This window comes from Salinibacterium sp. NG253, from assembly GCF_015864945.1.
Taxonomy (GTDB): Bacteria; Actinomycetota; Actinomycetes; order Actinomycetales; family Microbacteriaceae; genus Rhodoglobus.
In genome coordinates, this window is the sequence record NZ_JADYWF010000002.1 from 184,621 (window position 1) to 210,891 (window position 26,271).

16 protein-coding genes, 1 tRNA gene and 1 other RNA gene are annotated in these 26,271 nt (G+C 60.9%); 15 read left to right on the forward strand and 3 right to left on the reverse strand.

The features are described from left to right. Positions 1 to 87: 87 nt before the first annotated feature. Both rplJ and rplL read left to right on the forward strand, forming a co-directional pair. The gene (gene rplJ, locus I6E52_RS10835; protein ID WP_197126066.1) at positions 88 to 603 is read left to right on the forward strand and encodes a 50S ribosomal protein L10; all 516 of its coding nucleotides are present in this window, start codon (positions 88 to 90) and stop codon (positions 601 to 603) included. 39 nt (positions 604 to 642) lie between these two features. After that, positions 643 to 1,020 carry a 50S ribosomal protein L7/L12 gene (gene rplL, locus I6E52_RS10840; protein WP_197108011.1) on the forward strand — a complete coding sequence of 126 codons (378 nt, stop codon included), beginning with the start codon at positions 643 to 645 and terminating at the stop codon, positions 1,018 to 1,020. Positions 1,021 to 1,522: 502 nt separating this feature from the next. Here the strand turns inward: rplL and I6E52_RS10845 are convergent. Beyond that, complete coding sequence (locus tag I6E52_RS10845; protein ID WP_197157331.1) at positions 1,523 to 3,121, reverse strand: helix-turn-helix transcriptional regulator; 1,599 nt, start codon at positions 3,119 to 3,121, stop codon at positions 1,523 to 1,525. A gap of 277 nt (positions 3,122 to 3,398) precedes the next feature. Between I6E52_RS10845 and I6E52_RS10850 the strand changes: the two genes are divergently transcribed. The 8 genes from I6E52_RS10850 (at position 3,399) to I6E52_RS10885 (ending at position 14,982) form a co-directional block, all read left to right on the forward strand. Next, positions 3,399 to 5,498 carry an RTX toxin gene (locus tag I6E52_RS10850; RefSeq protein ID WP_197157333.1) on the forward strand — a complete coding sequence of 700 codons (2,100 nt, stop codon included), beginning with the start codon at positions 3,399 to 3,401 and terminating at the stop codon, positions 5,496 to 5,498. Positions 5,499 to 5,622: 124 nt separating this feature from the next. After that, entirely contained in the window at positions 5,623 to 7,476 is a 1,854-nt protein-coding gene (locus I6E52_RS10855; RefSeq protein WP_197157335.1) for an ABC transporter ATP-binding protein, read from the forward strand. A gap of 146 nt (positions 7,477 to 7,622) precedes the next feature. After that, on the forward strand, positions 7,623 to 8,852 hold the full coding sequence (locus I6E52_RS10860; protein ID WP_197157337.1) for a multidrug effflux MFS transporter: 1,230 nt from the start codon (positions 7,623 to 7,625) through the stop codon (positions 8,850 to 8,852). Positions 8,853 to 8,940: 88 nt separating this feature from the next. After that, a complete protein-coding gene (locus tag I6E52_RS10865; RefSeq protein WP_307842508.1) occupies positions 8,941 to 9,627 on the forward strand; it encodes a phosphatase PAP2 family protein in 687 nt (228 codons plus the stop codon). A gap of 4 nt (positions 9,628 to 9,631) precedes the next feature. Further along, positions 9,632 to 11,539: a helicase HerA-like domain-containing protein gene (locus tag I6E52_RS10870; RefSeq protein ID WP_197157339.1), complete on the forward strand. Its 1,908-nt coding sequence runs from the start codon at positions 9,632 to 9,634 to the stop codon at positions 11,537 to 11,539. 274 nt (positions 11,540 to 11,813) lie between these two features. Then, positions 11,814 to 13,085 (forward strand): ABC transporter substrate-binding protein, encoded by a 1,272-nt coding sequence (locus I6E52_RS10875; RefSeq protein WP_197157341.1) that lies wholly within the window; start codon positions 11,814 to 11,816, stop codon positions 13,083 to 13,085. A gap of 74 nt (positions 13,086 to 13,159) precedes the next feature. Beyond that, positions 13,160 to 14,050, forward strand: coding sequence for a carbohydrate ABC transporter permease (locus I6E52_RS10880; protein WP_129073069.1), 891 nt, complete (start codon positions 13,160 to 13,162; stop codon positions 14,048 to 14,050). Next, positions 14,047 to 14,982 carry a carbohydrate ABC transporter permease gene (locus I6E52_RS10885; protein WP_129073070.1) on the forward strand — a complete coding sequence of 312 codons (936 nt, stop codon included), beginning with the start codon at positions 14,047 to 14,049 and terminating at the stop codon, positions 14,980 to 14,982. The genes I6E52_RS10880 and I6E52_RS10885 overlap by 4 nt, the downstream gene beginning before the upstream one ends. Before the next feature lie 97 nt (positions 14,983 to 15,079). Here the strand turns inward: I6E52_RS10885 and I6E52_RS10890 are convergent, their stop codons facing one another. Together I6E52_RS10890 and I6E52_RS10895 are read right to left on the reverse strand one after the other, a co-directional pair. Continuing rightward, positions 15,080 to 15,721 (reverse strand): hypothetical protein, encoded by a 642-nt coding sequence (locus I6E52_RS10890; protein ID WP_307842509.1) that lies wholly within the window; start codon positions 15,719 to 15,721, stop codon positions 15,080 to 15,082. A 63-nt stretch (positions 15,722 to 15,784) separates the two neighbouring features. Then, positions 15,785 to 15,869, reverse strand: a tRNA-Ser gene (locus I6E52_RS10895). Positions 15,870 to 16,012: 143 nt separating this feature from the next. On the opposite strand from I6E52_RS10895, the gene ffs reads away from it, so the two are divergent. The 5 genes from ffs (at position 16,013) to I6E52_RS10920 (ending at position 26,270) form a co-directional block, all read left to right on the forward strand. Continuing rightward, positions 16,013 to 16,109: signal recognition particle sRNA small type (gene ffs, locus I6E52_RS10900), an RNA gene on the forward strand. A 54-nt stretch (positions 16,110 to 16,163) separates the two neighbouring features. After that, positions 16,164 to 18,302 carry a phosphate acetyltransferase gene (gene pta / locus I6E52_RS10905; RefSeq protein WP_197157345.1) on the forward strand — a complete coding sequence of 713 codons (2,139 nt, stop codon included), beginning with the start codon at positions 16,164 to 16,166 and terminating at the stop codon, positions 18,300 to 18,302. Positions 18,303 to 18,304: 2 nt separating this feature from the next. Further along, positions 18,305 to 19,426, forward strand: a complete 1,122-nt coding sequence (locus I6E52_RS10910; protein WP_197157347.1) for an acetate/propionate family kinase — start codon at positions 18,305 to 18,307, stop codon at positions 19,424 to 19,426. Positions 19,427 to 19,672: 246 nt separating this feature from the next. After that, positions 19,673 to 23,788: an IPT/TIG domain-containing protein gene (locus I6E52_RS10915; RefSeq protein ID WP_197157349.1), complete on the forward strand. Its 4,116-nt coding sequence runs from the start codon at positions 19,673 to 19,675 to the stop codon at positions 23,786 to 23,788. Positions 23,789 to 24,071: 283 nt separating this feature from the next. Further along, positions 24,072 to 26,270: a DNA polymerase III subunit gamma and tau gene (locus I6E52_RS10920; RefSeq protein WP_197157351.1), complete on the forward strand. Its 2,199-nt coding sequence runs from the start codon at positions 24,072 to 24,074 to the stop codon at positions 26,268 to 26,270. Position 26,271 lies beyond the last annotated feature (1 nt).

A 26,271-nucleotide genomic window follows, 5' to 3' on the forward strand; every position in this document is an offset into this window, starting at 1 on the left:
AGGGCCGGAGCTTTTTCTTTTCTCCAGCCACTCTTTACACTTCCGTGCGGCTCTGAGGCAGACACACATCAACCAGTAGGGAGCACCATGGCGAACAAGGAAGCATCGGTCGCCGAGCTTACGGATCTTTTCCGCAACTCGACCGCCGTTCTGCTAACCGAGTATCGCGGACTCACTGTTGCCCAGCTCAAGACGCTGCGCAAGTCAATCAGTGAGCACGCAACATACGCCGTGGTGAAGAACACGCTGACAAAGATTGCAGCTAACGCAGCAGGCATTTCGTCGTTCGACGAAGAGCTCGTTGGTCCGTCTGCAATCGCATTCGTACACGGAGACCCTGTCGCCGTTGCGAAGGCTATGCGTGACTTTGCCAAGGCAAACCCTCTTCTCGTGGTGAAGGGTGGTTACTTTGACGGTAACGCGCTCACCGCTGAAGAGGTCACCAAGCTGGCCGCACTGGAAAGTCGGGAGGTGCTCCTTGCGAAGTTTGCTGGAGCAGCCAAGGCTTCACTGTTCGGCGCCGCGTATCTGTTCAACGCACCGCTCGCTCAGGCCGTTCGCACGGTCGACGCGCTGCGCGAGAAGCAGGATTCCGCGCAGTAACGCGCGGGTTAATTAGCTTAAGAAATATAGGAGAAAATCATGGCGAAAATGTCAAGCGACGACCTCATCGAGGCCTTCAAGGAACTGACCCTCATCGAGCTCAGCGACTTCGTTAAGAAGTTCGAAGAGGTCTTCGAAGTTACCGCTGCTGCTCCGGTTGCTGCTGCTGCTGCACCTGCTGCTGCTGCTGAAGAGGTTGAAGAGAAGGATTCCTTCGACGTCATCCTCGAAGCTGCTGGCGAGAAGAAGATCCAGGTTATCAAGGAGGTGCGCGCACTCACGAGCCTCGGTCTCGGAGAGGCGAAGGCAGTCGTTGACGGCGCTCCCAAGGCTGTACTCGAGGGTGCAAACAAGGAGACCGCTGAGAAGGCAAAGGCTGCTCTTGAAGAAGCCGGCGCAACCGTAACCCTTAAGTAGTCGAATCCTTTAACTAGGTTCGAGTCTCGTTAGAGACTTACTTGCCAGAAAGGCGTCACCCTTCGGGGTGGCGCCTTTCTGCGTTAATCACCGTGCGCAGCTGGCGCGCGGATGCACATGGAGACTGCCTCACGCTTGCGTGCGGTGGTGGCGGTCGCAGGGAAAGTGCTCTGGGAGCGCTCACGGGCGGTTGAGACGCGATAAAAGCGTCTGGCGTACGCGTTTGCCGGGACGCTCAAACGCCCGCGTGCAGAGCACACGCTGTGCAAACAGGGGAAGTGTCTCGGGGAAGAACCGCTGAGAGAGGGGGTGGGGCGCCTGGTAACCAGCCGAGCGCCCCACCAACGTGCCGAATCCGTTGACACCAGGGATCAGGTTCCGGAGGCGGATGTTTCGGCACGAGACCGCTAGGCGCGTAAAGAATACGGGGCTAGCGGAAGTGGTCTCACTAATGTATCGAGGTGAAACTGAGGCAGCAACAGCGGTGAGGGTGAATAGAGGGTTAGTCGCGGGTGATATCCACTTGAAGACCGAGCTCGCGAGATTTGTGAATCGCTTCGACCCGCGATGTCACCCCCAGCTTTCGGTAAATACTCTTGAGGTGCGATTTCACTGTATTCACCGAAATGAACAGTGTTTCCGCGATTTCTGATGAGCTACTCCCGCGTACAAGCTCGCGGGCGATCGAGCGCTCTCGGTCGCTGAGGGCGAGCGAGTCGCGTGGTGCGAGAACGACGGTGAGGCCGTCGAGTCGTTTGATGAGAGCGCCGACTTCAAGAGGTTGGCTTCGTGTCGACGCACGAGTGAGCATCGCTTGAACCACTTCGCTCGGAATCAGGCGGAATGGGCTGTGCATGCGGTTGCGGGCAGCCAAGCGCAGTGCGCGGTCGAAAGCGACATCCGATTGTTCTTCGCCGCCGAGCGAAAGGTTCGCCGCAGCCTTGACGAGGAACACATCCGCGAGAGTCCGACTTGAGTGATTATCTCCCATGGACTCGCATTCGCGAAGGGCGTCCAGCGCACCTCGAGCGTCGCCGGTAACGAAGCGAAGGTGAGCTACAAGCCGGCTCGGGCACACAGTGTGGTGCTGGGTGGGGGAGAGCGTCGCAAGCACATCCCACGCAGCTCCGCTATCGCCGAGTTGCAGAAAAGCGGCAGCGCGGAGTCCGCGGATCTCGGCGTCCACGAAGCCGACGGGTTGCCACTCATCGAGGGCAAAGAGCGCTGAACGAAGTTTTTCGAGACCCTCGTGGGCATTCCCGACGAAGAGTTCCGTAAAAGCTTGCGCGTAGAGTCCGAGAGCTTCCCAATCACTCTCGCGAATGGCTTCCTGCACTCTGCTCACGAGCGGACCAACCGCGTCTGTGCCGCGTTGCATGACCCCGATCAGTAGCTCGGTTATCAGAGCGGGCGCGTTGAATCTGCTGTCGCGCAACGCAGGGCTTGCGCCCGTTGATTCGGCTCTAGCGACGTAGCTGAGGGCATGCTCAAAGTCGCCCATGAGGAACTGGATGAGGGCGAGACATCCGAAGACTTCAAGCTGGTTAGCGACACTCAAATTTGTTTCGGCTAGCGACCCGGCCAACCGGAAGTCTGCCTTGGCGCGGTCAAAGTCGCCGCCATGAAGGGCTATCGCACCCCGTTGGAGCGCGATTTCTGCGGTGAGCGGAACACGCCGAGCGAGCGGGATGACATCGCGGCTATCTGCGATCGCGCTCGCGCTCGTGATCGCGGCCAGAGCGTCATTCAGACGGCCAAGAGATCGCAGGGCTGCCGCGTAGCGCACGTAAAGGGTGGCGCGCACGAAGGCGGGAGTCTCAGGGGTAAGCAGAGCGAAGGCGGCCTCGTAGTACGGGAGTGCCGTGGTGCGGCTCGCAGTGTCTGCGGAGCGGAAACTTGACGCGTAACACGTGATTAGCCAAGGATCACTGTGCCACAACTCGTCGGGGGTGAAATCGAGCATCGTGCGTAGCGATGCACCCGCAGTGCTGACCACCTGCGGCCAAGCTTCGCGCAATTCGTGCAGTGCGAGTGTGAAGTCACCGGTGGAGCGGGCAGCATCAAAAGCGCGTTCGAGCGCGCTCACGTCTACTGTCGCCATTGCTGTGTTCCCCCCTTCGAGACCACAGTCTCGATGAGTTCGAATGATCTCGCCTGGTCGGGTGGGTGACGCGAGAGTCTACAGACTACTCCTTCTGCGCGTCGCGCTTGCATTCATTCTCGATGACCCCCCATAATAGGCACGTCGCATTCTTGACCCCCGAACGTGTGACATATCCCGATAGAGCTACCCGGAATCCCCCGCCGGGCTAACGCGCCCCCCAGCGCATTGGTTCGAATAGTTCCAGGTCGCTCGTTACCCGAGAGCGAAACCCGAAGTGAATAACTTTTTGGCGCGCTGGCGCGCCGCAAATCGAAGCCCCCGATTCGATAAGGCCACTGGCCAGAAGCGCAAGCTCTGGTCGTTGCGAGACATGCGTGGCGTTTCTGCCATGGTCGCTCTCGCGCTTGTGGTCGGTTCAGGACTGGCAGTTGTTTCTGTCTCCTCCGCAGCCGAAGCCCACACGCCAAGCATCGAAGTTACGTGTGAAGGCGTGACTGTCACTGGCCTCTATTACGCCGCTAGTGGCTCGGGCGAAGGCCAGCAGAACCTCATCAAGTTCCAACTTGAGGGTGGCAAGCAGCAGGTTATCGAGTTCAGCAAGAACGGTTCGCACTTCTTCGCTTTCCCGAACTCCACTGAGGCTCACACCTTCACTGCCTCGGTAACCGCGTGGAACAACCCCACTCACACGAGCTGGAACCGCACGTGGACCAAGACGTCCGAGCCGTGCGTTGCGCAGAGCATCGTCAGCGTAACCGCTCCCCGTTGTGAGGTTCCCGGTGGCTCAACCGACATCACTGCAGAGTTCAAAGATCTCGTCGCGAACCGCACGTACGAAGTAACGCTGTCCGATTCTTCTGGCCACAGCCAGACGGTCAAGTACACGCCGAAGCAAACCACGGGAAGCTACACCTGGGAGGGAACGGCCGCCGGCCCCACCTACACCGTCACGATTACTGACACGACCAACCGCTCACTTGTGGCCTGCAAGACCGTTCATTCGGTTCCCTGCCCCGAAGTTGCTGGTATCGCAATCCTCGCGAACGAATGCACCGTGCCTGGTGAAGGCGCTTCACTCAAGGTCAACGTGAGCGATCTCGTTATCGGCCGTGAGTACCGCATCGACATCGTCAACGCCGCTTCCGACGCAGTCGTAGACAGCAACACCTTCACTGCAGATGCGACCAGCGGGGTCTACAACTCACCCGCAACGCCGTCAGCTACTTACTACGCGACAATCGTTGATACCCGTGAAGCAGACGCGACACCGTTGAAGAGCAACACGCACACGTTCCTTCCCTGCCCCGGTGAAATTGGCGGGCTCACTTTGATCGCTACGCAGTGTGACGTTGTTTCCTCTGATGCAGCGGGCGAGATTACGTTCGCCGTTGATGGTTTGGTTCCTGGCCGCACTTACAACATCGTCATCACCGACGGTTCCCAGCAGCCGGTTCTTTCTGAGAACAACTACGTTGCAACGACCGACCGCTACGACGCCACTCTCACCGGTCTTGCCGAAGGCAAGTACACCGCTACGGTGACGGATGCGGCGCAGTCGGAATACACGAATAGCACTACCGCAACACTCCTGCCCTGCGCCACCAACGAGACCACGGTCGAATTGGCTGCAGAGCAGTGCACCGTTCCCGGAGGCGACGCAGCGATCACCGCGACTGTTTCCAACTACGCAGCTGGTCGCGACTACAAGGTCACGCTTATGCTCGACAACGTTGCAGTCGACGCTCAGTCGCTCGACTCCAGCTCCGGTACCGCTCAGAAGTTCACGTTCGACGGCCTTGAGCCCGACAACACCTACCGAGTCGTAGTGACGGACACCAAGTCGAATCCGAGTGTGACTGCCGCGGCAGACATGTACTTGGATGCTTGCCCGCAAATGCCCGCTGTTCTCGGCTCGCAGGTAGAGTGCACCGCTGGCGGAGATTCGAGCATTGAAGTAACGGCAGACAACCTCTTCGTTGGAGAGAACTACACGGTTACCGTGGTCACGAAGTCGACCGGCGACGCTGTTGAAGGTGTCGCTCCGGTCACCTTCGAAGCCGACATGCCGACTCGAACGATCACAATCGAGAATGTTCCCAACGGGGACACCTACATCGTGACCGTTGCAAGTTCCGACATGGAGCTTGTCAGCCAGAGCGAAGTGACACTCGAAGTGTGTGAGCTGCCTACTTTGCCGCTTCCTCCCGAGGAGCCACCGACCACGGTGCCTTCCTCAGTTGACCTGCCTACCCTGGCATACACAGGCTCGAGCACAATCGTTCCGACACTGGCTGGACTCGGGTTCCTGCAGCTCGGATTGGTGCTCGTAGGGTTCAGCGTTGCGCGACGACGTTCGGTAGTTCGCGGAAACTGATCCTGACTGTTCGGCGGGCAACCCTAGTTGCCCGCCGAACTCCCTTTGTGAGGTTTCTCGCACAGCGCACTCGGGCGCTGTGCGATTGGCCGTTAAGGGCAAAACTGCAAACTAGGCTCGAATCATGAGCACAGTAGGTGGCCCGCGGCGCGGTGGCCGAGTCAGTGGCGGAGACTATTCCGCCCAAAAAGCAGAAAACGCTGCAGCCCCCAAGATTCCCCACCTCCTCGGGCGCATCGCTCAACTCTTTGAGCCTCACAAGCCAGCGCTCACGCTCACCATCACTCTGGTGCTGATCGGCGCCGCCATTAGTGTGTTGCCGCCGCTTCTCACCAAGCAAGCGTTCGACGAGGGCCTCTTCCCGACAGCAGGAACCCCTAACATCCCGGTGCTGACACAACTCGTCAGCACCATGATCGTGCTCTGGGTAGCCTCTGCCGCGCTCGGTGTCTGGCAGACGTATCTCACCGCGACAGTCGGCAATAAGGTCATGGGAGCACTTAGGGTGCGCCTCTTCGACCAGCTGCAGCGTATGGAACTGGCGTTCTTCACCCGCACGAAGACGGGCGTCATCCAATCTCGGCTCCAAAACGATGTCGGTGGAGTCGCCGGTGTGCTCAACAACACCGTGTCGAGCGTCATCGGCAACACCGTTACGGTGATTGCCGCGTTCATCAGCATGCTTGTGCTCAGCTGGCAGCTCACCGTGGTCGCAATCATCGTGCTCCCCGGCATTGTGATTGCTCAACGACGTGTCGGGCAAATCCGTGCGCGCATCGCTACCAAGACCCAAGAGTCGCTCAGCAACATGACGGCGATCACTCAAGAGTCACTGAGCGTCTCGGGCATCCTGCTCTCCAAGAGCTTCAATCAGCAAGACATCGAGACTCAGCGGTACTCCGACGAGAACGAACAGCAGGTCGATCTGCAGGTGCGCCAGCAGATGAGTGGTCAGTGGTTCTTCGCCACCGTCAACATCTTCCTGTCGGTCATCCCGGCGATTGTCTATATGGTCGCGGCGTACCTTATTACTGGTGGCGTTGACGTGACCGCCGGGACGATCGTTGCCTTCACCACCGTGCAGGCACGCCTCATGTTCCCTCTTCTTGGTCTCATGCGTGTGGCGCTCGACCTTCAAACGTCATCGGCACTCTTCGCGCGCATCTTCGAATACCTCGACCTCAAGCCCGCGATTACCGACAAGGCTGACGCCCACCAGGTAAACACAGACAAGCTCGGAGCGGTCGCTTTCGACAACGTGACGTTCCGCTATCCGGATGCCGACGCATCCACGAGACCCACGCTCGACTCGGTGAGCTTCTCGATTGAGGCCGGACAGTACGCGGCGTTTGTCGGCCCGTCCGGTGCCGGCAAAACCACGGTGTCGTATTTGATCCCGCGCCTGCACGAAGCGAGCGACGGGCGCGTGCTCTTTGCCGGGGATGACGTCAAGGACCTCACTCAAGATTCCCTCATTCGCAACATCGGCATAGTGAGCCAAGAGACCTATCTGTTTCACGCGAGCATCGCCGAGAACCTTTCCTACGCGCGACCGGATGCGACTACCGAGCAGATCGAAGCCGCGGCCCGTGCCGCCAACATCCACGAGACGATCATGTCGTTCCCCGACGGTTACGCCACCACGGTAGGGGAGCGTGGTTACCGGCTTTCGGGCGGCGAGAAGCAGCGCATCGCAATTGCGCGTGTGCTGCTCAAAGATCCTGGGGTGCTGATCCTTGACGAAGCAACGAGTGCGTTGGACTCGATCTCCGAGCGCATCGTGCAAGCCGCCCTCGACACTGCTTCGCGGGGTCGAACCACCATCGCGGTCGCGCACCGGCTGTCGACGGTACGTTCAGCTGATGTGATCTTTGTTGTGGTCGCCGGCGCGATTGTCGAGCGGGGAACACACGCTGAGCTGATCACGCGCGGTGGCGAGTACTCGCGGTTGTACGCGGAGCAGAACCGTACCGACTGACGGGTCGCACACATCCTCTCGGAGACCACTGCTGGCGCGGGTGCCGGTGTGGCGTGTGCTGGGCGTAGGCTGGGGGAGCCCTCGGGGTTGCGGGCATCACAATTTTGCCGCGCCCACAACCGGGCCCTTTCTTAGCTAGGAATCGCTTGACTACCGTCGTTCATCCCGGTGACTCACTCTCTGCACGTCAACGGCTTGTGTATGTTCTCGTGCTTGGTGCGCTCACTGCGCTCGGGCCGTTCACCGTTGACCTGTACTTGCCGGCGTTCCCGCTCATTGAAGCGGATCTCGACACGACTGCTGCCATAGTGCAGCTCACGTTGACAGCAACGACACTTGGCTTCGCGCTGGGACAACTGATTGTTGGCCCGCTGAGCGACCGGATCGGTCGACGACTGCCGCTTCTCGTTGCCACCAGCGTTCACTTGATGGCGAGTGTCGGAGTTGCCCTCGCGGCCAATATCGAGCTGCTCTTCGTCTTTCGGCTTATCCAAGGAATGGGGGCGGCGGCGGGTGCTGTTGTCACCATGGCAATCGTGCGTGACCTCTTCGGTGGGCTTCCTCTGGTGAGGATGCTGTCACGCCTTGCCCTCGTGCAGGGACTTGCGCCCATCTTGGCTCCACTCATCGGGTCTCAGCTTCTGCTGATCACCCCGTGGCGTGGAATGTTCGTCTTCTTGGCGATCTACGCCGGTTTGGTATTGATAGCGGCGTGGTTCCTTATTATTGAAACCTTGCCGCCAGCCCGGCGACGAGATCTCGGCCATGCTACGGCAGGGCAACGCTACAAGGCGCTCTTCACTGATCGGGTGTTCGTGGGCACGGCGATCATCGCGGGAATGACCTTCTCCGGGCTTTTCGCGTACCTCGCCTCATCTCCGTTCCTGTTGCAGAACGTCTACGGTCTTGATCCTCAAGCGTTCGGTCTTGTCTTCGCCGTGAACTCGGTGGGGGTCGTGATCGGAGTCCAGTCCGCAGCATTCCTGATGCGATTCATCGGGCCGCAGTGGATTCTTGCAGGCTCCGGAGTGATGCTGCTGCTCTCGGCATCCACGATCGTGTTCCTCGACATTGTAAACGGCGATCTCATTACGGTGCTGATTCCCCTGTTCTTCTTCGTGATGTCCTGCGGCTTCTCGTTCCCCTGCACTCAAGTGTTGGCGCTCGCCAACCACGGGGGAGAAGCAGCGACGGCGGCGTCAGTGTTGGGCGCCGTAAACTTTGGCCTTGCCGGACTCACCTCACCCATCGTCGGCGCCTTCGGAATCACCAACGCAATCCCGATGGGCATTGTGATGGGGAGCACCGCAATCGTGTCGATCATCGTCATGTGGACCGTCATCCGTCCACGCTCCGTGCCCGCGCTATCGCGCTAGGCATCGCGAGCGGTATTGAGTCTCACAAAAGGCTGACAGCCGCGGATTGTCTCGGCAGTCGCGAAGATTCATCCGGTAGCGTGAACCGGTGAACTCTGAAATTTCGCCCGCAGAAGCCCGTCAGATTACGCGGCGGTGGCCTCTCATCAGCGGCGTGAGCGCGCTAGTGCTCGCGGTGCTCCTCGGCGTGCTGATCGCGACACGAGACGGCGTGCTGAGCCTCGACCAGTTGGTGCTCGACGATCTGCTGAGCATCCGAGCCGATATCTTTACCGTGCCGGCCTTAGCAATGAATTTCTTGGGTGGCGGCTGGTTTGGGGTGTTCGTGGTACCGCTCGGAGGAGCACTCGCTTTCTTTCTGGTGAAACGTCGCTGGGCTGCTCTGTACTTTTTGCTGGCATCAGCATTGAGCGCCGGCGTTGTTCAGTTGCTCAAGTCGTTCTATGGCCGTGCTCGTCCCGACGAGATCTTGGTGACCGCTGACCTCGGTTCATTCCCCTCGGGGCATGTAGCCAACGCGGCGACGCTCTCGGTCGTGTTGATCATCCTGTTGCAGCGGCGATGGGTGCTGGTCGTCGGCATCGTGTACACGATCCTGATGATTCTGAGCCGCACGTATCTCGGCGCTCACTGGCTCAGCGACACCATCGGCGGCGCACTCGTTGGTATCGGTGTCGGCGTTATCGTGTGGGCGCCCTTCGCGCATCTCTTGGCGACTGAAGACACACAATTCGGCATCAAAAAGCGCGCTAGGCGACCTCACTCCGTAGGCTAGAAGCATGACGGATGCCGCAGCCCAAGTAGAAGCAGCCAAGAAAGCCCTAGCGGAGGCACAGGCTGCGCTCGCGGCTGCCGAACTGGCATCGGCGGAGGCCGCGCTCGCCGCCGAGCAAGCGGCTGCCGAAGCGTCGGAGGCGGCAACCGCCGAAGCCGCTGCCGAGACCGCGCCGGAAGCTACTGGCGCTGAAGCGGCTGCCGCGAAATCGGCCGCAGCTAAGCCCGCCGCGGCACAACCAACTAAGACCACTGACTCTGGTGACGGGCCTCTCAACGCGGCCGAGGTGACCGAGATTCGCGAGGGCTACGCGTTCGAGGGTGACGTGCTTGAGATGGGCGCTCTCGTCAATGGAGATGCGCTCGCTGATGTTCCCGTGCGCATTCCGATTGCGATGCTTAACCGTCACGGCTTGGTGGCTGGTGCTACTGGAACAGGTAAAACGAAGACGCTGCAGGTGCTTGCCGAGCAGTTGTCGGCCGCCGGGGTTCCGGTCTTCGCCGCCGATATCAAGGGTGACCTTTCGGGTATTGCTACGGCAGGCAGTTCGAGCGAGAAGTTGCTGGAGCGCACCGAGTCGATCGGGCAAGACTGGCAGCCCGCGGCATCCCCGACCGAATATTTCACGCTCGGCGGTAAGGGCATCGGCGTTCCCATTCGTGCGACAGTTTCCAGCTTTGGGCCATTGTTGCTCTCGAAGGTGCTCGGCCTCAATGACACCCAAGAATCGAGCCTGGGCCTGATTTTCCACTACGCCGATCAGACCGGTCTGCCGCTGGTTGACCTGAGTGATTTGCGCGCTGTTGTGCAATACCTGTTGAGCGATGATGGCAAGGCCGAGTTGAAGAATCTAGGCGGGTTGTCCTCTGCGACGGCCGGCGTCATCCTGCGCGAGCTCATTGGCTTTGCGAACGAGGGTGCCGACGAGTTCTTTGGCGAGCCCGAGATCGATACCTCGATTTTTCTGCGCACCAACGCCGAGGGCAAGGGCATCGTAAGCCTGCTCGAGCTGCCGGGCGTGAGCAACAAACCGGCACTCTTCTCGACGTTCTTGATGTGGCTTCTTGCCGACCTCTTTAACGACCTCCCTGAAGTGGGCGACATCGATAAGCCCAAACTGGTGTTCTTCTTTGATGAAGCTCATTTGTTGTTCAACGATGCGTCGAAGGACTTCATCGAATCGATCACGCAAACGGTTCGGCTGATCCGTTCCAAGGGGGTCGGTGTGGTGTTTGTGACGCAGACGCCCAAGGATGTGCCGAGCGATGTGCTCGCGCAGATTGGATCCCGCTTCCAGCACCAGCTGCGCGCCCACACGCCTGACTCGGCAAAAGCGCTCAAAGCGACAGTGTCGACCTACCCGACGTCGGGTTACGACTTGGGCGAGGTGTTGACGTCCCTCGCCACCGGTGAGGCGATCATCACTGTCATGAACGAAAAGGGTGCTCCGACCCCGGTGGCGTGGACTCGGTTGCGTGCCCCACAAGGCTCAATGTCGCCGACGGATGCCGCCACGATGGAGGCTGCGGTCGCGGCATCCCCGCTGATGGTGACGTACGGCACCGCGATCGATCGCGAGTCTGCGCGGGAAATGTTGGCTGTGAAGATGAATGCAGCGGCCGAAGCGGACGCCAAGGCGGAGGCAGCAGAAGCGGCTGAAGCGGCCGCGAAGGTTGCCGCCAAAGACGCGGAGAAGCTCGCGAAGGCGCAGGCCAAAGAGCAGGCGAAGGTGCAAGCCGACTACGAACGAGCGCTCAAAGACATGAATAAAAAGACGACGTCGCGCACCACAACACGCACGACAACGCGCAAGCAACCCAACGTTTTGGGTGACGCCTTGGGTTCACGAACTGGACAGACGGTCGTGCGCGAGGTGCTTCGCGGGATTTTTTCGACACTTAAACGTCGCTAATTTCGACCGACATCCGGAGCGCGCCGTGGTGGACGCCCGGGCGGTCTAACGTGCCTAGACCCCAGTGTTTTAGGGGAACTTGAGTACGAATTCCACTCCGATTGGTGGTGGCAACGAACCGAAATAAGCTTGCTGTTGCCAAATTGTGACCATACCAATGTGGAAAAAGTTGCTGCGTTCACTTGTCAAACCCAACGGTTAGACAGTTTACTGGTGAACGTCCGATTCACTTCTTGAACGGAACAGCACTCATATTCCAATGGAGGAACACAGAATGCGTAAGCCACTTTCCATTATCGCCGGGGCGGTGGCCTTAGGCCTCGTTCTTGCGGGCTGCTCGAGCACCCCTAGCTCAGACCCCGACAACGCTGACCAGGTTGAGGTATTCACCTGGTGGGCCTCAGGATCAGAAAAGGTCGGCCTTGACGCTCTCGTCACGGTATTCGCTGAGCAGAACCCTGACATTGAGTTCATCAATGCGTCTGTAGCTGGCGGTGCCGGCTCTAACGCCAAGGCAGCTCTTGCATCACGCCTCGAGTCGAATGACCCGCCGGACACGTTCCAGGCCCACGCCGGAGCAGAACTCACGGACTACATCAACGCCGGTCAGCTTCAGGACCTCAGCTCGTTCTACCAAGAGAACGGCCTCACGGATGTCTTCCCCGAGAGCCTGATCGAGCGCATCACCGTTGACGGTGCCATCTACTCGGTACCCAGCAACATCCACCGTGCCAACGTCGTCTGGGCCAACACCCAGGTGCTCGAGGATGCCGGGATCGACCCGATGGCCGCTCCCGCCGACATCGACGCCTGGCTTGTTGACCTGAAGAAGCTCAAGGATGCCGGAGTCGAGACTCCTCTCGCCCTCGGAACCGAGTGGACCCAGATGCAGCTCTTCGAAAACGTTCTCATCGCTGACCTGGGCGCTGAGGGCTACTCGGGACTCTGGACTGGCGACACGGCCTGGGATGACGCTGGCGTAGAGACCGCAATCGGTCACTACGGCGACCTGCTCGAATACACCAACAGCGACTTCGCTGGCCTCGACTGGGATGCTGCAACGCAGATCGTTCTTGATGGCAACGCCGCATACAACGTCATGGGTGACTGGGCCGAGTCTGCATTCCAGCAGGCTGGTTGGACCTACGACAACGAGTACACCACCTGGGCAACCCCCGGCACCGATGGAGTCTTCGACTTCCTCGCTGACTCGTTCACCCTCTCGGTAGGCGCTCCTCACGAGGCGGCTGCCATTGACTGGCTGACGACCATCAGTTCGGCTGAAGGCCAGAAGGCATTCAACCTCGCTAAGGGTTCGATCCCGGCACGTACCGACACGGTCGCTTCTGACTACCCCGCGTACCAGCAGACGGCTATCAAGTCGTTCGGCGAAGACACCGTTGTTAGCTCGCTCGCCCACGGTGCAGCAGCAAGCATCGCCTGGTCGGGAGACATCTCCTCGGCTATCGGTAAGTTCGGCGCTGACCGCGACGCAGCGTCGCTCCTGTCCGGACTTGTTGCTGCCGCTGACAAGGCTCAGGGCTAACTAGCACTACGAGACACAGTGGGTGGGGGCGGAGACGTCTCCACCCACTACCGTGCAAACCGAGGAGCTCGCGCGTGAAAAAAGGATATAAAAACTGGGGCCCACCGCTCCTCTTGATATCCCCGACGATTATCGTTCTCGGGATATTTGTTTATGGCTTGATCGGCGCCAACATCTCGGTGTCGCTCAGCAACCGGAACAGTCTTGTTCCCGCTACTGAGTTCGTTGGACTCGATAACTACATCGCTCTGTTTGGCGAAGAGCGCTTCATCCACTCGCTTCAGAACCTGGGTATCTTCACCCTCTTCTTCATCGGTGGCACCATGATCTTCGGATTCTTGTGGGCATGGATGCTCGACAAGGGCGTCACCGCAGAGGGCGTTTTCCGCTCGGTGTTCCTGTTCCCCATGGCGATCTCGTTCGTGGCATCCGGTGTCGTCTGGCGCTGGTTGCTCAACAGTGCTGAGGGTGACCGTGCATCCGGGCTCAACCGGGTCTTTGAGAACCTCGGTCTCGACTTTCTCCAGAACTCGTGGTGGAACGATCCGACCTGGGGCATGGCGGCCATTGCATTGCCCGCCATTTGGCAGCTCGCCGGCTACGTCATGGCGCTCTTCCTTTCGGGCTTCCGTGGCATCCCTGAAGAGCTGCGTGAAGCAGCCCGCATGGATGGCGCGACCGAGTGGAAGCTCTACCGCTACGTGATCTTCCCCCAGCTCAGCCCCGTCGCGCTGTCGGCTCTCATCATCGTGGGCCACATGTCGCTCAAGGTCTTCGACCTCATCATGGCGATCACGAAGTCGATCTACCAGACCGAGGTTCCCGCCACCTACCTGTGGGTTGCCTTGACCTCTAACGACTACGCCAAGTCGGCCACTATCGCGACGATCCTGTTGCTCTTCGTTGCCGTCGTAATCGTCCCCTACCTGATCTACACCGCTCGCGCAGAGAAGAGGCAAGGATGAGTGTCGCAACTGGACTCGACAAAAAGCCAAGCGAACCCACTACCGAGTCGCACATGCCGCAGAGTTCGGCGATCCGTGCGCGGGCTGGGTTGAGTCGCACCGCGAAGTACGTACTGCTGGTGTTCTTCTTGGTCATCGTGCTGATGCCCGTGTACGTGCTGATCGTCACGAGCCTCAAGCCGCCACAGGACGTCAACCCCGCCACCTCGTGGGGGCTTCCGGTTCGCTGGCCGTGGGAACCCGCCTTTGAGGGCGGACCAACCGGCTTCGACAACTGGGCTCTCGCCTGGAACGCGCTGTCGGCATCCATCGGTCGCACGTTCTTGCTGGCGATTCCCGCAGCATTGATCGCGTCGTTCCTGGGAGCAATGAACGGCTTCGTTCTCGCCCGCTGGCGCTTCCCGTACGCCGACGTCGTCTTCACGTTCATCCTGTTCGGAATGTTCATTCCGTACCAGGCGATCATGACGCCGCTCGTGCAGATGAAGACCAGCCTCGGATTGCCGAGCGATGTCTCCACCCTGCTCGTGGTGCACGTGATTTATGGTTTGCCGATCTGTACGTTGATCTTCCGCAACTACTACGCCGGCATCCCTCATGAGCTCATGGAGGCTGCTCGCATGGATGGTTCGGGGATGCTGCGCACGTTCCGCAGCATCGTCTTGCCGCTGTCGCTTCCCGGCTTTGTTGTCACGATCATCTGGCAGTTCACCTCAGCGTGGAACGACTTTCTGTTCGCGCTGTTCCTGTCGAACCAGAATGAGGGGCCGGTGTCGCTCGCGCTCAACAACCTCGCTCAGGGCGCGCAACTAGCCAACTACGGCGCCGCGATGGCGGGCGCATTGCTGGCATCGCTGCCCACGCTGGTCGTGTACATCGTGCTTGGTAAGTACTTCATCGGTGGTCTGATGAGCGGCTCGGTCAAGAGCTAAGTCAGATCTCCTCGCCGCGAATGCCGCGGTGCTGTTGCCCCTCCAGAGGGCATCGGCACTGCGGCTTTTGTGCGTTAAAGGGGAGTCACTGCTACCGCTAACGAGCGAGGGCGTTGATTACCGTGAGCGCTGCGACAAAGATGCCAGCGGCCGCGGCAGTGGTGCCAATCGCGATAGCGACTACGAGGAGGGGATACCGCTCGTACGTGTACAGGGTTTCGGGGTAATCGCGCCGAATTTCACCGTGGGAAACGGTGCCGGGAATCGTTTCAACCGGCACATCGAACTGGGACGCGACGAATTCGAAATCCTCGAGAGCCCAATACTGCCCGCGCATGCGCAACAGGCGACGGCCATTGTGGCCCATCACGGAGAGTTCGGCCCGCGACTCCAAACCATCGCTTGTGTAGACCGTTGACCGCACCATCAGCGTGGCTTCTGACTTATCGAAGTGCCGTAGTCGGCCGAAGAGGAAGCCTCGCTCGGTGACGAGAGGCGAGTCTGCACCGATCCAGATAGCGATGCGAAAGTAAGAGATGGCAGCGAGAGTGGCAGCGGCTAGAGCGATCACCTGAGTGATCACGACCGCTAGCCAAGGCCCATCCGGGATTGTGAGGAGATAAAGTGCGCCGAAGACTACTACGGTGAAAAGAAGACCAGCCACAAACCCACGCCAAAATAGTGAGAGTGGCGGAACGAGCCGACGACGAGGATCGTCACGGCGAGGTTTGAGGCTCACTGGCCTAGTCGACAACGGCGTTCCCTTCGTTTTTTCGCGTGGGCGATCACAATGGGGTAAGTGCGGAGAATGGGGGATTCGAACCCCCGAGGGCTTGCACCCAACACGCTTTCCAAGCGTGCGCCATAGGCCACTAGGCGAATTCTCCTGACAGGTTGAACGCGCGTTAGCGCAAACAGCCTCAAGTGATCATAACGGGGTGGGCGGCCCAGTGGTAATCGGCGTCCCCAACACTCTGGATTAGGGCAGTGCCGCGGGCGCGCGAGGGTCAATAATTTTGGGTAGACTGAGGGCGGCTCCTCGCGTGGCGCCATCCAGGCCAATTCCCCCAGGACGGAAACGTAGCAAGGGTAACCGGGCTCTGGCGGGTGCGCGAGGGGTCTTTTCTGTTAAGCGCCCGGCATCTCCTTCTGGGGCGTATCTTCCGGCGTAGGCTGGAGAGGTGACGCGGAATATCTACATCACCTCCATCGAAGGCCACGCTGGCAAGTCCACCATCGCCCTCGGTCTACTCGACACGCTCAGTCGCGAAGCTAAGAGTCTGGGGGTGTTTCGGCCAGTCGCTCGCACGAGCGATGAGCGAGATTACGTCTTAGAGATGTTGCTCGGTCACGACGCAGTTAATCTCAGCTATGACGAGGCTGTCGGTGTGGGCTACGACGACGTGCACGCGGACCCCGAACTGGCGCTCAGCCGCATCATCGAACGTTTCAAAGCGGTCGAGGCCCAGTGCGACGTTGTCGTGATTGTCGGTTCTGATTACACGGATGTCGGCAGCCCCACCGAACTTTCCTATAACGCGCGCGTCGCCGCGAACCTCGGTGCTCCGGTGCTCCTTGTATTGGGTGGTCAGTCTGAGGACGGCGAGAGCCGTAGCCCCGCTGACATGGCTCAGGTGTATTCGATTGCGCATCAAGAATTGGATGCCGCCCACGCGCGGTTGGTCGGTGTGATCGTCAACAGGTCTGACCCCGATTTCATGACCGACATCATCGCCGGAGTGAGCGCAGCGGTCGGCGACGATACTCCGGTGTGGGCTATCCCCGAGGACCCCTTCCTCATCGCGCCCAGCCTCGCCTCTCTGCTCACTGCCGTTGATGGTGAATTGTTGCGCGGCGACGATGATCTGCTGCAGCGTGAAGCGCTCGGCGTTGTTGTGGCCGGTATGACGATGGAGAACGTGCTGCTGCGTCTCATCGAGGGCTCGGTCGTGGTGGTTGCTGGCGACCGGTCGGATGTGTTGCTGGCGACGCTGATGGCGCACGCGTCGGAGACGTTCCCTTCGCTTGCGGGCATCATCCTGAACGGTGGTTTTGATCTGCTGCCCCAGATCGAGCGCCTTATGGATGGTCTCGATGTCTCGTTGCCGGTGATTCGTACCTCGTTCGGCACCTATGACACCGCGCGCATTATTACCAAGACGCGCGGCCGCTTGGCTGCCGAGTCTCCCCGCAAGTTCGATACGGCGCTTGCCCTATTCGAACAGCATGTGGATGCCGCAGAGCTGCTGCGTCGACTCGACCTGCATCCGCCCACCGTCGTCACGCCGCTCATGTTTGAGTACGGACTGCTCGATCGCGCTCGCAGCATCCCGCAGCACATTGTGTTGCCGGAGGGCAGTGATGACCGCATTTTGCGCGCATCAAGCACGCTGTTGCGGCGCGGCGTTGCCAAGCTCACGATCCTGGGTGACGAGGGCGAGGTGCGTGGCCGCGCGGCTGAACTCGGTCTCGACATCTCGGGTGCGAGCATCCTGAGCCCCTTTGATGAAGAACTGCGCACCCAATTCGCGACGGAATATGTGAAGCTGCGTTCTCACAAGGGAATGACGATGGAGGTGGCGCGAGACACGGTGACCGACGTCTCCTACTTCGGCACCATGATGGTGCACTTGGGGCTGGCCGACGGCATGGTCTCGGGCGCCGCTCACACCACGGCTCACACCATCCGCCCCAGTTTCGAAATCATCAAGACCAAGCCCGATGTGTCGATCGTGTCGAGTGTGTTCCTAATGTGCCTTGAAGACCGCGTGCTCGTCTACGGCGACTGTGCGGTAAATCCCGACCCGGATGCCGCGCAGCTGGCAGACATCGCAATCTCGTCTGCTGCGACTGCCGCCCAATTTGGCATCGAACAGCGCATCGCCATGCTGTCGTATTCCACCGGAGCATCGGGCACCGGCGCCGACGTTGACAAGGTGCGGGCCGCTACCGCGCTCGTGGTCGAACGACGCCCTGATCTTGCCGTCGATGGCCCCATCCAATATGACGCTGCAGTCGATGCCGCCGTGGGTAAATCAAAAATGCCCGACTCAGAAGTCGCCGGCCGTGCCACCGTGTTCATATTCCCCGATCTGAATACAGGCAATAACACCTACAAGGCCGTGCAGCGCAGCGCTGGCGCGGTGGCCATTGGGCCGGTGCTCCAAGGTCTACGCAAACCCATCAACGACCTTTCACGAGGAGCCCTCGTGCAAGACATCGTCAACACTGTGGCGATCACCGCAATTCAGGCTCAATCGGTTGCCGCCGAGGCTGCCGCACTACGTGGCATCGCCGATGATGCCTCTGCCAAGGAGTAAGAATGACAACGGTCTTCGTGGTGAACTCCGGTTCATCGTCGATCAAATGGGAGCTGCTCGATGCCGAGTCCGGTTCCGTCTATAGCGGCGGCATCGTGGAACGCATCGGGGAACCCGGCGGAGGAGCCGCGGACCACGACGACGGAATGCGGCAGATCTTGGCCGAGCTCGGGGACGAGCATCCGGCCGTCGTCGGCCATCGTGTGGTGCACGGCGGGGCGGAATTCACCCAAGCCACCGTGATTACAGATGCGGTTGAAGATCGGCTCGAAGAGATTTCGGTGCTGGCGCCATTGCACAACCCCGCCAACCTCAAAGGGATTCGGGCGGCGAGGGCGACATTCTCGACCGTGCCACACGTCGCAATTTTCGATACCGCGTTCCACGGAACGCTGCCGCCCCACGCCTACACGTACGCGATTAATACGGAACTGGCCCGAGTGCACGGCATCCGTCGCTACGGTTTTCACGGCACCTCATACCGCTACGTTGCGGGGCGGACGGCCGCAGTGCTGGGCAAAGATCTCGCCGACCTCAAACTGATTGTGTTTCACCTCGGCAACGGGGCATCCGTGTGCGCGATCGACGGCGGTCGCAGCGTCGACACCTCAATGGGCATGACTCCGCTCGAGGGGCTCGTAATGGGCACCCGCTCCGGAAACATCGATCCTGGGGCACTTTTTCATCTCGGCCGGGCAGGAATGGACCTCCCCGGATTAGACCACCTGCTTAACCGTGAGAGTGGATTGCTTGGCATGACCGGCACCGGAGATATGCGCGATGTGCAATCGAAGGCGGATGCTGGCGATGAGCAGGCGCAGGCGGCGCTCGGCGTTTACTACCACCGGCTCCGTCACTACCTTGGCGCGTATCTCGTGGCGCTGAGCGGGGCGGACGCAATCGTGTTCACCGCGGGCGTAGGCGAGAACAACGCGAACACGCGTCTGGCGACCGTCGAGGGTCTCGAATCGTTTGGGATCGAGATGGATGTCGCCGCCAACGCCGCAGCAAATCGTGGCGAGCGCATCATCTCGGCATCCGATTCGCGCGTCAAGGTTCTCGTCATTCCCACCAACGAGGAACTGCAGATAGCACGGGAATCGGTTGAGGCTGTAACCCGATAGACCACTTCTTTGTCCCCCTAAAAGGCCTCTTGTATCGCCTCGCGCTGAGGTTTTATCATGGGGCTGAGGCCGGATTCGGGCGGGCTCAACGTGGGGTCAACCACCCTGTGAGTAGCTAACCACTACTCGAGTTGAGACTGTGCATACCAAGCACACTGGCCTCGTGATCAGGGGGATATTGTGGTTTTCGGGGAACCAATTTTTAGTACGAACAAGACCAGTTGGGGGCTTGCTCGGGTAGTTCGCTTGACCGTTTCGACGGTCGCGGCGGCAGCGCTCGTCACGCTCTCGGTCTTTTCTGCCGGTGCTCCAGCGCAGGCGGCAGCCGGGGATGATTCCACCGCGGACGCGACTTTCTTGTCGGGCACGCTACTTGCGGGACTCCTTCCGGCGCAGATTGCACTTCTCGGAGCATCAGCCGCGAGCAATGACGGAACTCAGGCACAGCAGACGGACACCTCCGGTGTCGGCGTGCTCGCGGCAGTAACTGCCACCGCTGGTGGCATCGGGGTGCCCATCGCTCTCGCCGATGCTGGCGTTCTCGGCACCTATGCTCAAGCCTCGAACGACGGTAGCTCAATCGCTGCAACAGGACTGGCTGATGCTTCAGGAGACATCGGGGCTTCCCTCTTCGACCTGACCGATCAGCCGTCGTCACTTTCTTTGGGGCTCGCCGAGGCGTTGGGCGCTGGCCTTGCGAGTGAACTGACAGCGCTCTCCCTTGAGGTCGGAGCAGCCAGCTCTCGTGCGTCCGCCGCCGCACCAGCGGCACCGACGGGATCCTACGAGATTGTGGGCGCTGAACTTCGGCTCACCAGTGACACTGTTGCAGGAGTAAGCGCCACGGTAGATGGCCTTGCAGCGACTCTGTCCGGCGCTGTTGATGCCGTTGCTGGGCCCAGCGGTTCGCTAGTGAGCGGTGTCTCTGGTATCGCTCTCAGCACGCTCAGTAGCCTGGGTGTGCTCTCGGTCGGCGATACCTCAGCGAGCGTGGCGCTTGATCTTCCCGCTGCGCTGGCTCCCGTGTACACACCGCTCACATCCGACGCCGTCACCATCGACTTCGGCACGGGTGAGATTATCGTGGACTTGGCGGAGCTCAAAGGCGGTTCGCTGTCGGGGCTGCCGGTGGACACCTCTGTTCTTACGTCCACCGAACTCGCTGCGATCACCGCTTCGGTAACTACTTTGGTCGGGCAATTTACTGACAATGTTGAGGATGCCGTCACGGCGGCGCTTACGGCGGCCGAAGTAAGCATCACCGTCGAGTTGGGGCTCGACCTTGGAGCTCTCCTTGGGGTTGTGCCGATTGTTGAGGTGACCGTTGATGGCACCCTCGGCGAAATTGCAACGTCCACGGCGACTATTGGGATTTCTGCGCTCTCTGGTCTCGTAAACATCTCCGCGCTTACGACCGCGATCGTCGGGGCGGCCATTGCGCCGCTAGTGTCGGACCTGTTGGATCCAGACACGACCGCCCTCAAAGCATTCGTCGATGGTCTTCAGACCGGTGTTATCACTCCAGTAGTGACGCTTCTGAACCCGGTGCTTGAAGCTCTTGATACTGTTCTCGCGCTAACGGTCAACAACCAGCAGTTGCTCGGTGTTGCACCAGCCCAAGAGTTCGTTGAGACAGCTCTCCGTGTAGGTCTACTCGCCCAGGGTCCGGTTGCAAGCCTTCTGGAGCTGGATGTCGCACGCTCCGCTGTTGGTCCCAACAGCGCCGGAGTTCGCCCCGCTATCGCCGATGTCGATCCCACGAGCGGACCGGCAACCGGCGGCACAGCGGTCACGATCACGGGAACTGATTTCGGAGGCTCAACCGGCGTCACTTTCGATGGCGTCGCAGCCACTGACTTCGTTGTCGTGAGCGACACCGAAATCACCGTGACGAGCCCCGCGCATGCTGCGGGTGACGTCGATGTGATCATCCAACATCCTGCGGGTGCTTCGGATGCTGCCGAGTTCATCTACACGCCGGTACCTCTCGTCTCCTCCCTCACACCGGACTTCGGTCCGATCGCCGGTGGCACTGTGGTGACCATCACTGGCTCTGAATTTACGGATGCCACGGGTGTCACTTTCGACGGAACCGACGGCACGTCATTCACCGTCGACAGCGACACTCAGATCACGGTGACGAGCCCGGCACACGCCCTGGGCGCTGTCGACCTGATTATTGAACGCGCAACCGGCGACTCAGCTCCTGCCACGTTCACGTACCGCGGAGCGCCAACGGTTTCCGGTATGACACCGACCGAGGGTCCGCTCGCGGGCGGCACAGAGGTCACCATCACGGGTGCCGGTTTCACGGGCTCCACGGGGGTTACCTTCGACGGCGCTGCCGGAACGTCGTTCACGGTCGTGAGTGACACCGAGATCACCGTCTCGAGCCCCGCGCATGCTGCAGAAACCATTGAGGTTGTCGTGCAGCATCCGATCGGAGATGTCGCCGCCGGTGACTTCACGTACACCGCTGCACCGATCATCTCCTCGCTATCGCCGAACATCGGACCAGTCGCGGGCGGTACTGCCGTGACGATCACGGGTACTGGTTTCACCGGGGCTACGGGAGTCACGTTCGATGGGGATGCCGGAACGTCGTTCACGGTGGTGAGCGATACCGAGATCACCGTTTCCACCCCGGCGCACGTGATTGGCGTTGTCGACGTGATCGTGCAGAGCACGCCATCCGATTCGTCCCCGGGCACTTTCGGCTATCAAGCCGCTCCGACAGTGTCTTCGATCGCTCCGGATGAGGGCCCGCTCGCGGGAGGAACAGAAGTCACGATCACCGGCACCGGTTTCACCGGGGCAACCGGCGTGACGTTCGACGGCGATGAAGGAACCTCGTTCACGGTCGTGAGTGACACTGAAATCACCGTCACCACCCCGGCAGGCACGGAGGGTGCTGCGGCCGTCGTAGTGGAGCACCCCGCTGGCGACGCTGACGCAGGAGACTTCACCTACGTTGCGGCACCGACCGTCTCCGCGATGAGTCCCGTTCTGGGACCGATCGCTGGCGGAACGGAAGTCACGATCACGGGCACCGGTTTCACCGGGGCAACGGGTGTGACCTTTGATGGGGATGCCGGAACGTCGCTCACGGTTGTGAGCGATACCGAGATCACTGTTGCCAGCCCGGCTCACGCGGTGGGCACCACTGCGGTCATCGTGCAGCACGTCGGCGGAAACGCTGCAGCAGGAGACTTCACGTTCCTCGCGAACCCCAGTGTCTCCGACCTGGCTCCGAGCTCCGGTCCTTTGGCTGGTGGCACCGTCGTCACGATCACCGGCACCGGCTTTACCGGGGCAACGGGAGTGACCTTTGACGGGGATGACGGAACGTCGCTCACGGTCGTGAGCGACACTGAGATCACCGTGACGAGCCCGGCTCACGCAGCGGGTGATGCGGCAGTTGTGGTCGTGCATCCGATCGTCAATGCCGCGGCCGGCGACTTCACTTACACCGCAGCTCCGGCGATCGCGTCGTTGACGCCAAGCACGGGACCGGTAGCAGGCGGCACGGTCGTCACGATCACGGGAACTGGCTTCACGGGGGCGACCGGCGTGACCTTCGACGGAGATGACGGAACATCGTTCACGGTCGTGAGCGACACTGAAATTACCGTGACGAGTCCAGCGCACACCGCGGGAGATGTTGAGGTTGTGGTCACCCACGCGACCGGCGACTCGGCTCCTGCCGACTTCACCTACGTGGCTCCGCCCGCAGTGTCGTCGATTAGCCCGGATGAAGGGCCTCTTACCGGGGGAACTGAAGTGACGATCATCGGTTCTGGCTTCACTGGAGCAACCGGCGTCACGTTCGACGGGGACGACGGAACGTCATTCACGGTCGTGAGCGACACTGAGATCACCGTGACTACTCCCGCTGGCTCGGAAGGTACCGCGGCTGTCGTGGTCCAGCATCCGAACGGCGATGCTGACGGCGGCGACTTCACCTACCTCGTTGCCCCCGTGGTCATGTCGATGACGCCGCTAGTCGGTCCCGATGATGGTGGCACTCTGGTGACGCTTCGCGGATCTGGATTCTCGGCCGCTACCGGAGCACGCTTCGGTGAGGTGTGGGGCTCCAACTTCACGGTTCTGAGTGACACAGTCGCAACGGTGGTCACTCCCGAACACGAAGCGATGTGGGTTCCTGCGATGGTCGCCTCGGGCGCACTAGAGGTCAGCACGCCTGGCTTCACCTTCGAGCTCACCACACTGGCTGCAGCGGATGATGGCCTCGCCTTCACCGGTTCGTCCGGCTACCTAGGCGCTTGGCTCGCTTTTGCGCTCATCGGCGCCGGCGGACTGCTCATGATTTCTCGACGCCCCACCGGGCGCCACCGCGCGTGAATAGGGGTGGCAGCGCACTGGAGCGCTGCCACCCAATCACTCGCCTCGAGAGCTAAGTGCGTGCAGGGTTTTCCCACCCCCCGGGTTGGCCCTGCACGTCTATTCGGGTAACGCTTGCCACGGATCAGGTGTGGCTGTGGTCGGTAACCAGCCGACCAGAGATGATTCGGGGCGGGCGGCGATACGGTTTGGTCGATTTCACACAACTTTGAGATGAGTGTGGGCTGTGCCTGTTCGCTCACCGCACGTTGGGATCGTCAGCGGGCACGACTACGCTAGGGGCGTGGTTGCTGCCCTATATCGCCGATACCGGCCCGAGACTTTTGCTGAACTCATCGGCCAGTCTCAAGTGACCGATCCGCTGCGCACAGCGTTGCGCACCGATCGGGTCAATCATGCGTACCTGTTTAGTGGTCCGCGTGGGTGTGGCAAGACGACATCCGCCCGCATTTTGGCGCGTTGTCTCAACTGTGCCGAGGGCCCGACCGACACTCCCTGTGGGGTGTGTGCGTCGTGTGTAGAGCTGTCGCGTGATGGTGGCGGTTCGCTCGATGTTGTCGAGATCGACGCGGCAAGCCACAACGGTGTTGAGGATGCCCGTGACCTGCGCGAGCGCGCAGTGTTCGCCCCGGCCCGCGACCGTTTCAAGATCTTCATTCTCGACGAGGCGCACATGGTGACGCCTCAGGGCTTCAACGCGATGCTCAAGATTGTTGAAGAGCCGCCGGAGCACGTGAAGTTCATCTTCGCGACGACCGAGCCTGACAAGGTGATCGGCACGATTCGTTCGCGCACCCATCACTACCCGTTCCGTTTGGTTCCGCCGGCCCAGATGCTCGACTACGTTCAGCAGCTGTGCGAAAGCGAGAACGTCGAAGTGGAGCCCGGAGTGCTTCCCCTCGTTGTTCGTGCCGGTGGCGGTTCGGTGCGCGATACTCTCTCGCTGCTCGATCAACTCATCGCTGGCTCCGACACCGCAACGGTCGGCTACGAGCGCGCCGTTGCGCTGCTGGGTTACACCCACGCCGAGCTACTCGACGAAGTGATTGACGCCCTCGGCACCGGCGACGCTGCCGCTGCGTTCTCGTCGGTCGACCGCGTCATCCAGACCGGTCAAGACCCGCGTCGTTTCGTCGAAGATCTTCTGGAGCGGATGCGCGACCTCATCGTTGTCGCAGCCACCGCAGACAACGCCGCCTCCGTGCTGCGCGGCATCCCGCAAGACCAGCTTGAGCGCATGGCGCAGCAGGCCCACACACTGGGTGCCGCTGAGCTATCGCGCGCAGCCGATGTGATCAACGCTGCGCTCTCAGAAATGACCGGCGCAACCTCACCGCGGCTTCATCTTGAACTGATGATCGCGCGCATTTTGGTTCCCGCGAGCGATAACACCCAACGTGGTGCACTCGCGCGGGTTGAGCGCCTCGAACGTCGCATCGGTATCGAGGGTGATGCACCCATCGCCGCGGCTCCCGCTGCCAGTGCGGCACCGTCGCGTGCTGCGGCACCGGCGGCTGCTCCTGCTTCCGCACCGGCGGCTGCCCCCGCTGAACGTGCCGCTGCGCAGACACCTGCCGCGACGCCGCCGGCACCCGCGGCTGGTTCGGCGACTCCGGCTGCCTCACCGCCGGCGCCCGCAGCATCCAGTACGGGGCTCTCTGCCCCCGCTGCGCCGCGCACGACGCCCGTATCGTTTCAGCAGGTCAAAGATGCCTGGCCCGAAATTCTTGATGTGGTCGAGAACCTCAAGCGCACCGCGTGGATGGTCGTGTTCACGGCTAAGCCTCTTGAGCTTCGCGACGAGAAGATTTTGGTGCTCTCGTTCCCCAGCCAACGCGACGTTGATGCTCTCAAGCAGCGCAGTGCTCCCGGCGAAGGAGTCGGCGACTATCTCAAGAAGGCAGTCGTGCACGTGCTCGGTTTCGAGCCCGCGTTCATCGCCAAAGTTGAGGGTGCCCCGTCGGCGCCTCCCGCTGAGCACCCAGCACCGCCGGCAGCACCGCAGCAGGAATCGCGGATGCCGGTCCCGGAGGTTTCGCCGGAACCCACGGCTCAGCCGCGCTCGCCGCAGCGCACCGCGCCCGCCGTTGATGAGGGCCCCGAGCCTGAGGAACCTGCGCCGGCCGAAGATCGTGAACCCGGGGGATGGGCTGTAGCGGCTATCCCTGAGTCCGAGCCAGAATCCGAGGGCGACCCTTCCGCAGCACGCGGTGGCGCTGCAGCGCAACGCACTGCTAACGCGCAAGCGCAGCAAGCTCAGCAAGCGGCGAAGAAGCCGACGGCCGACCGGTTGGCTGAAGCGGCAGCAGCTGCACCTCCAGCCCCACCAGAATCAATGGCGAAAGCAGCGATGTCGGCAACGGCAGCGCAAATGGATCGTTCGCGTTATGGCGAATCCGTTGTGCGCGAACTGCTGAACGCAACCTTTATCGAAGAAGAGCAAGTGGCTCCCCGCGTGGTGCCGCAGCCGAGAGACGAGTAAC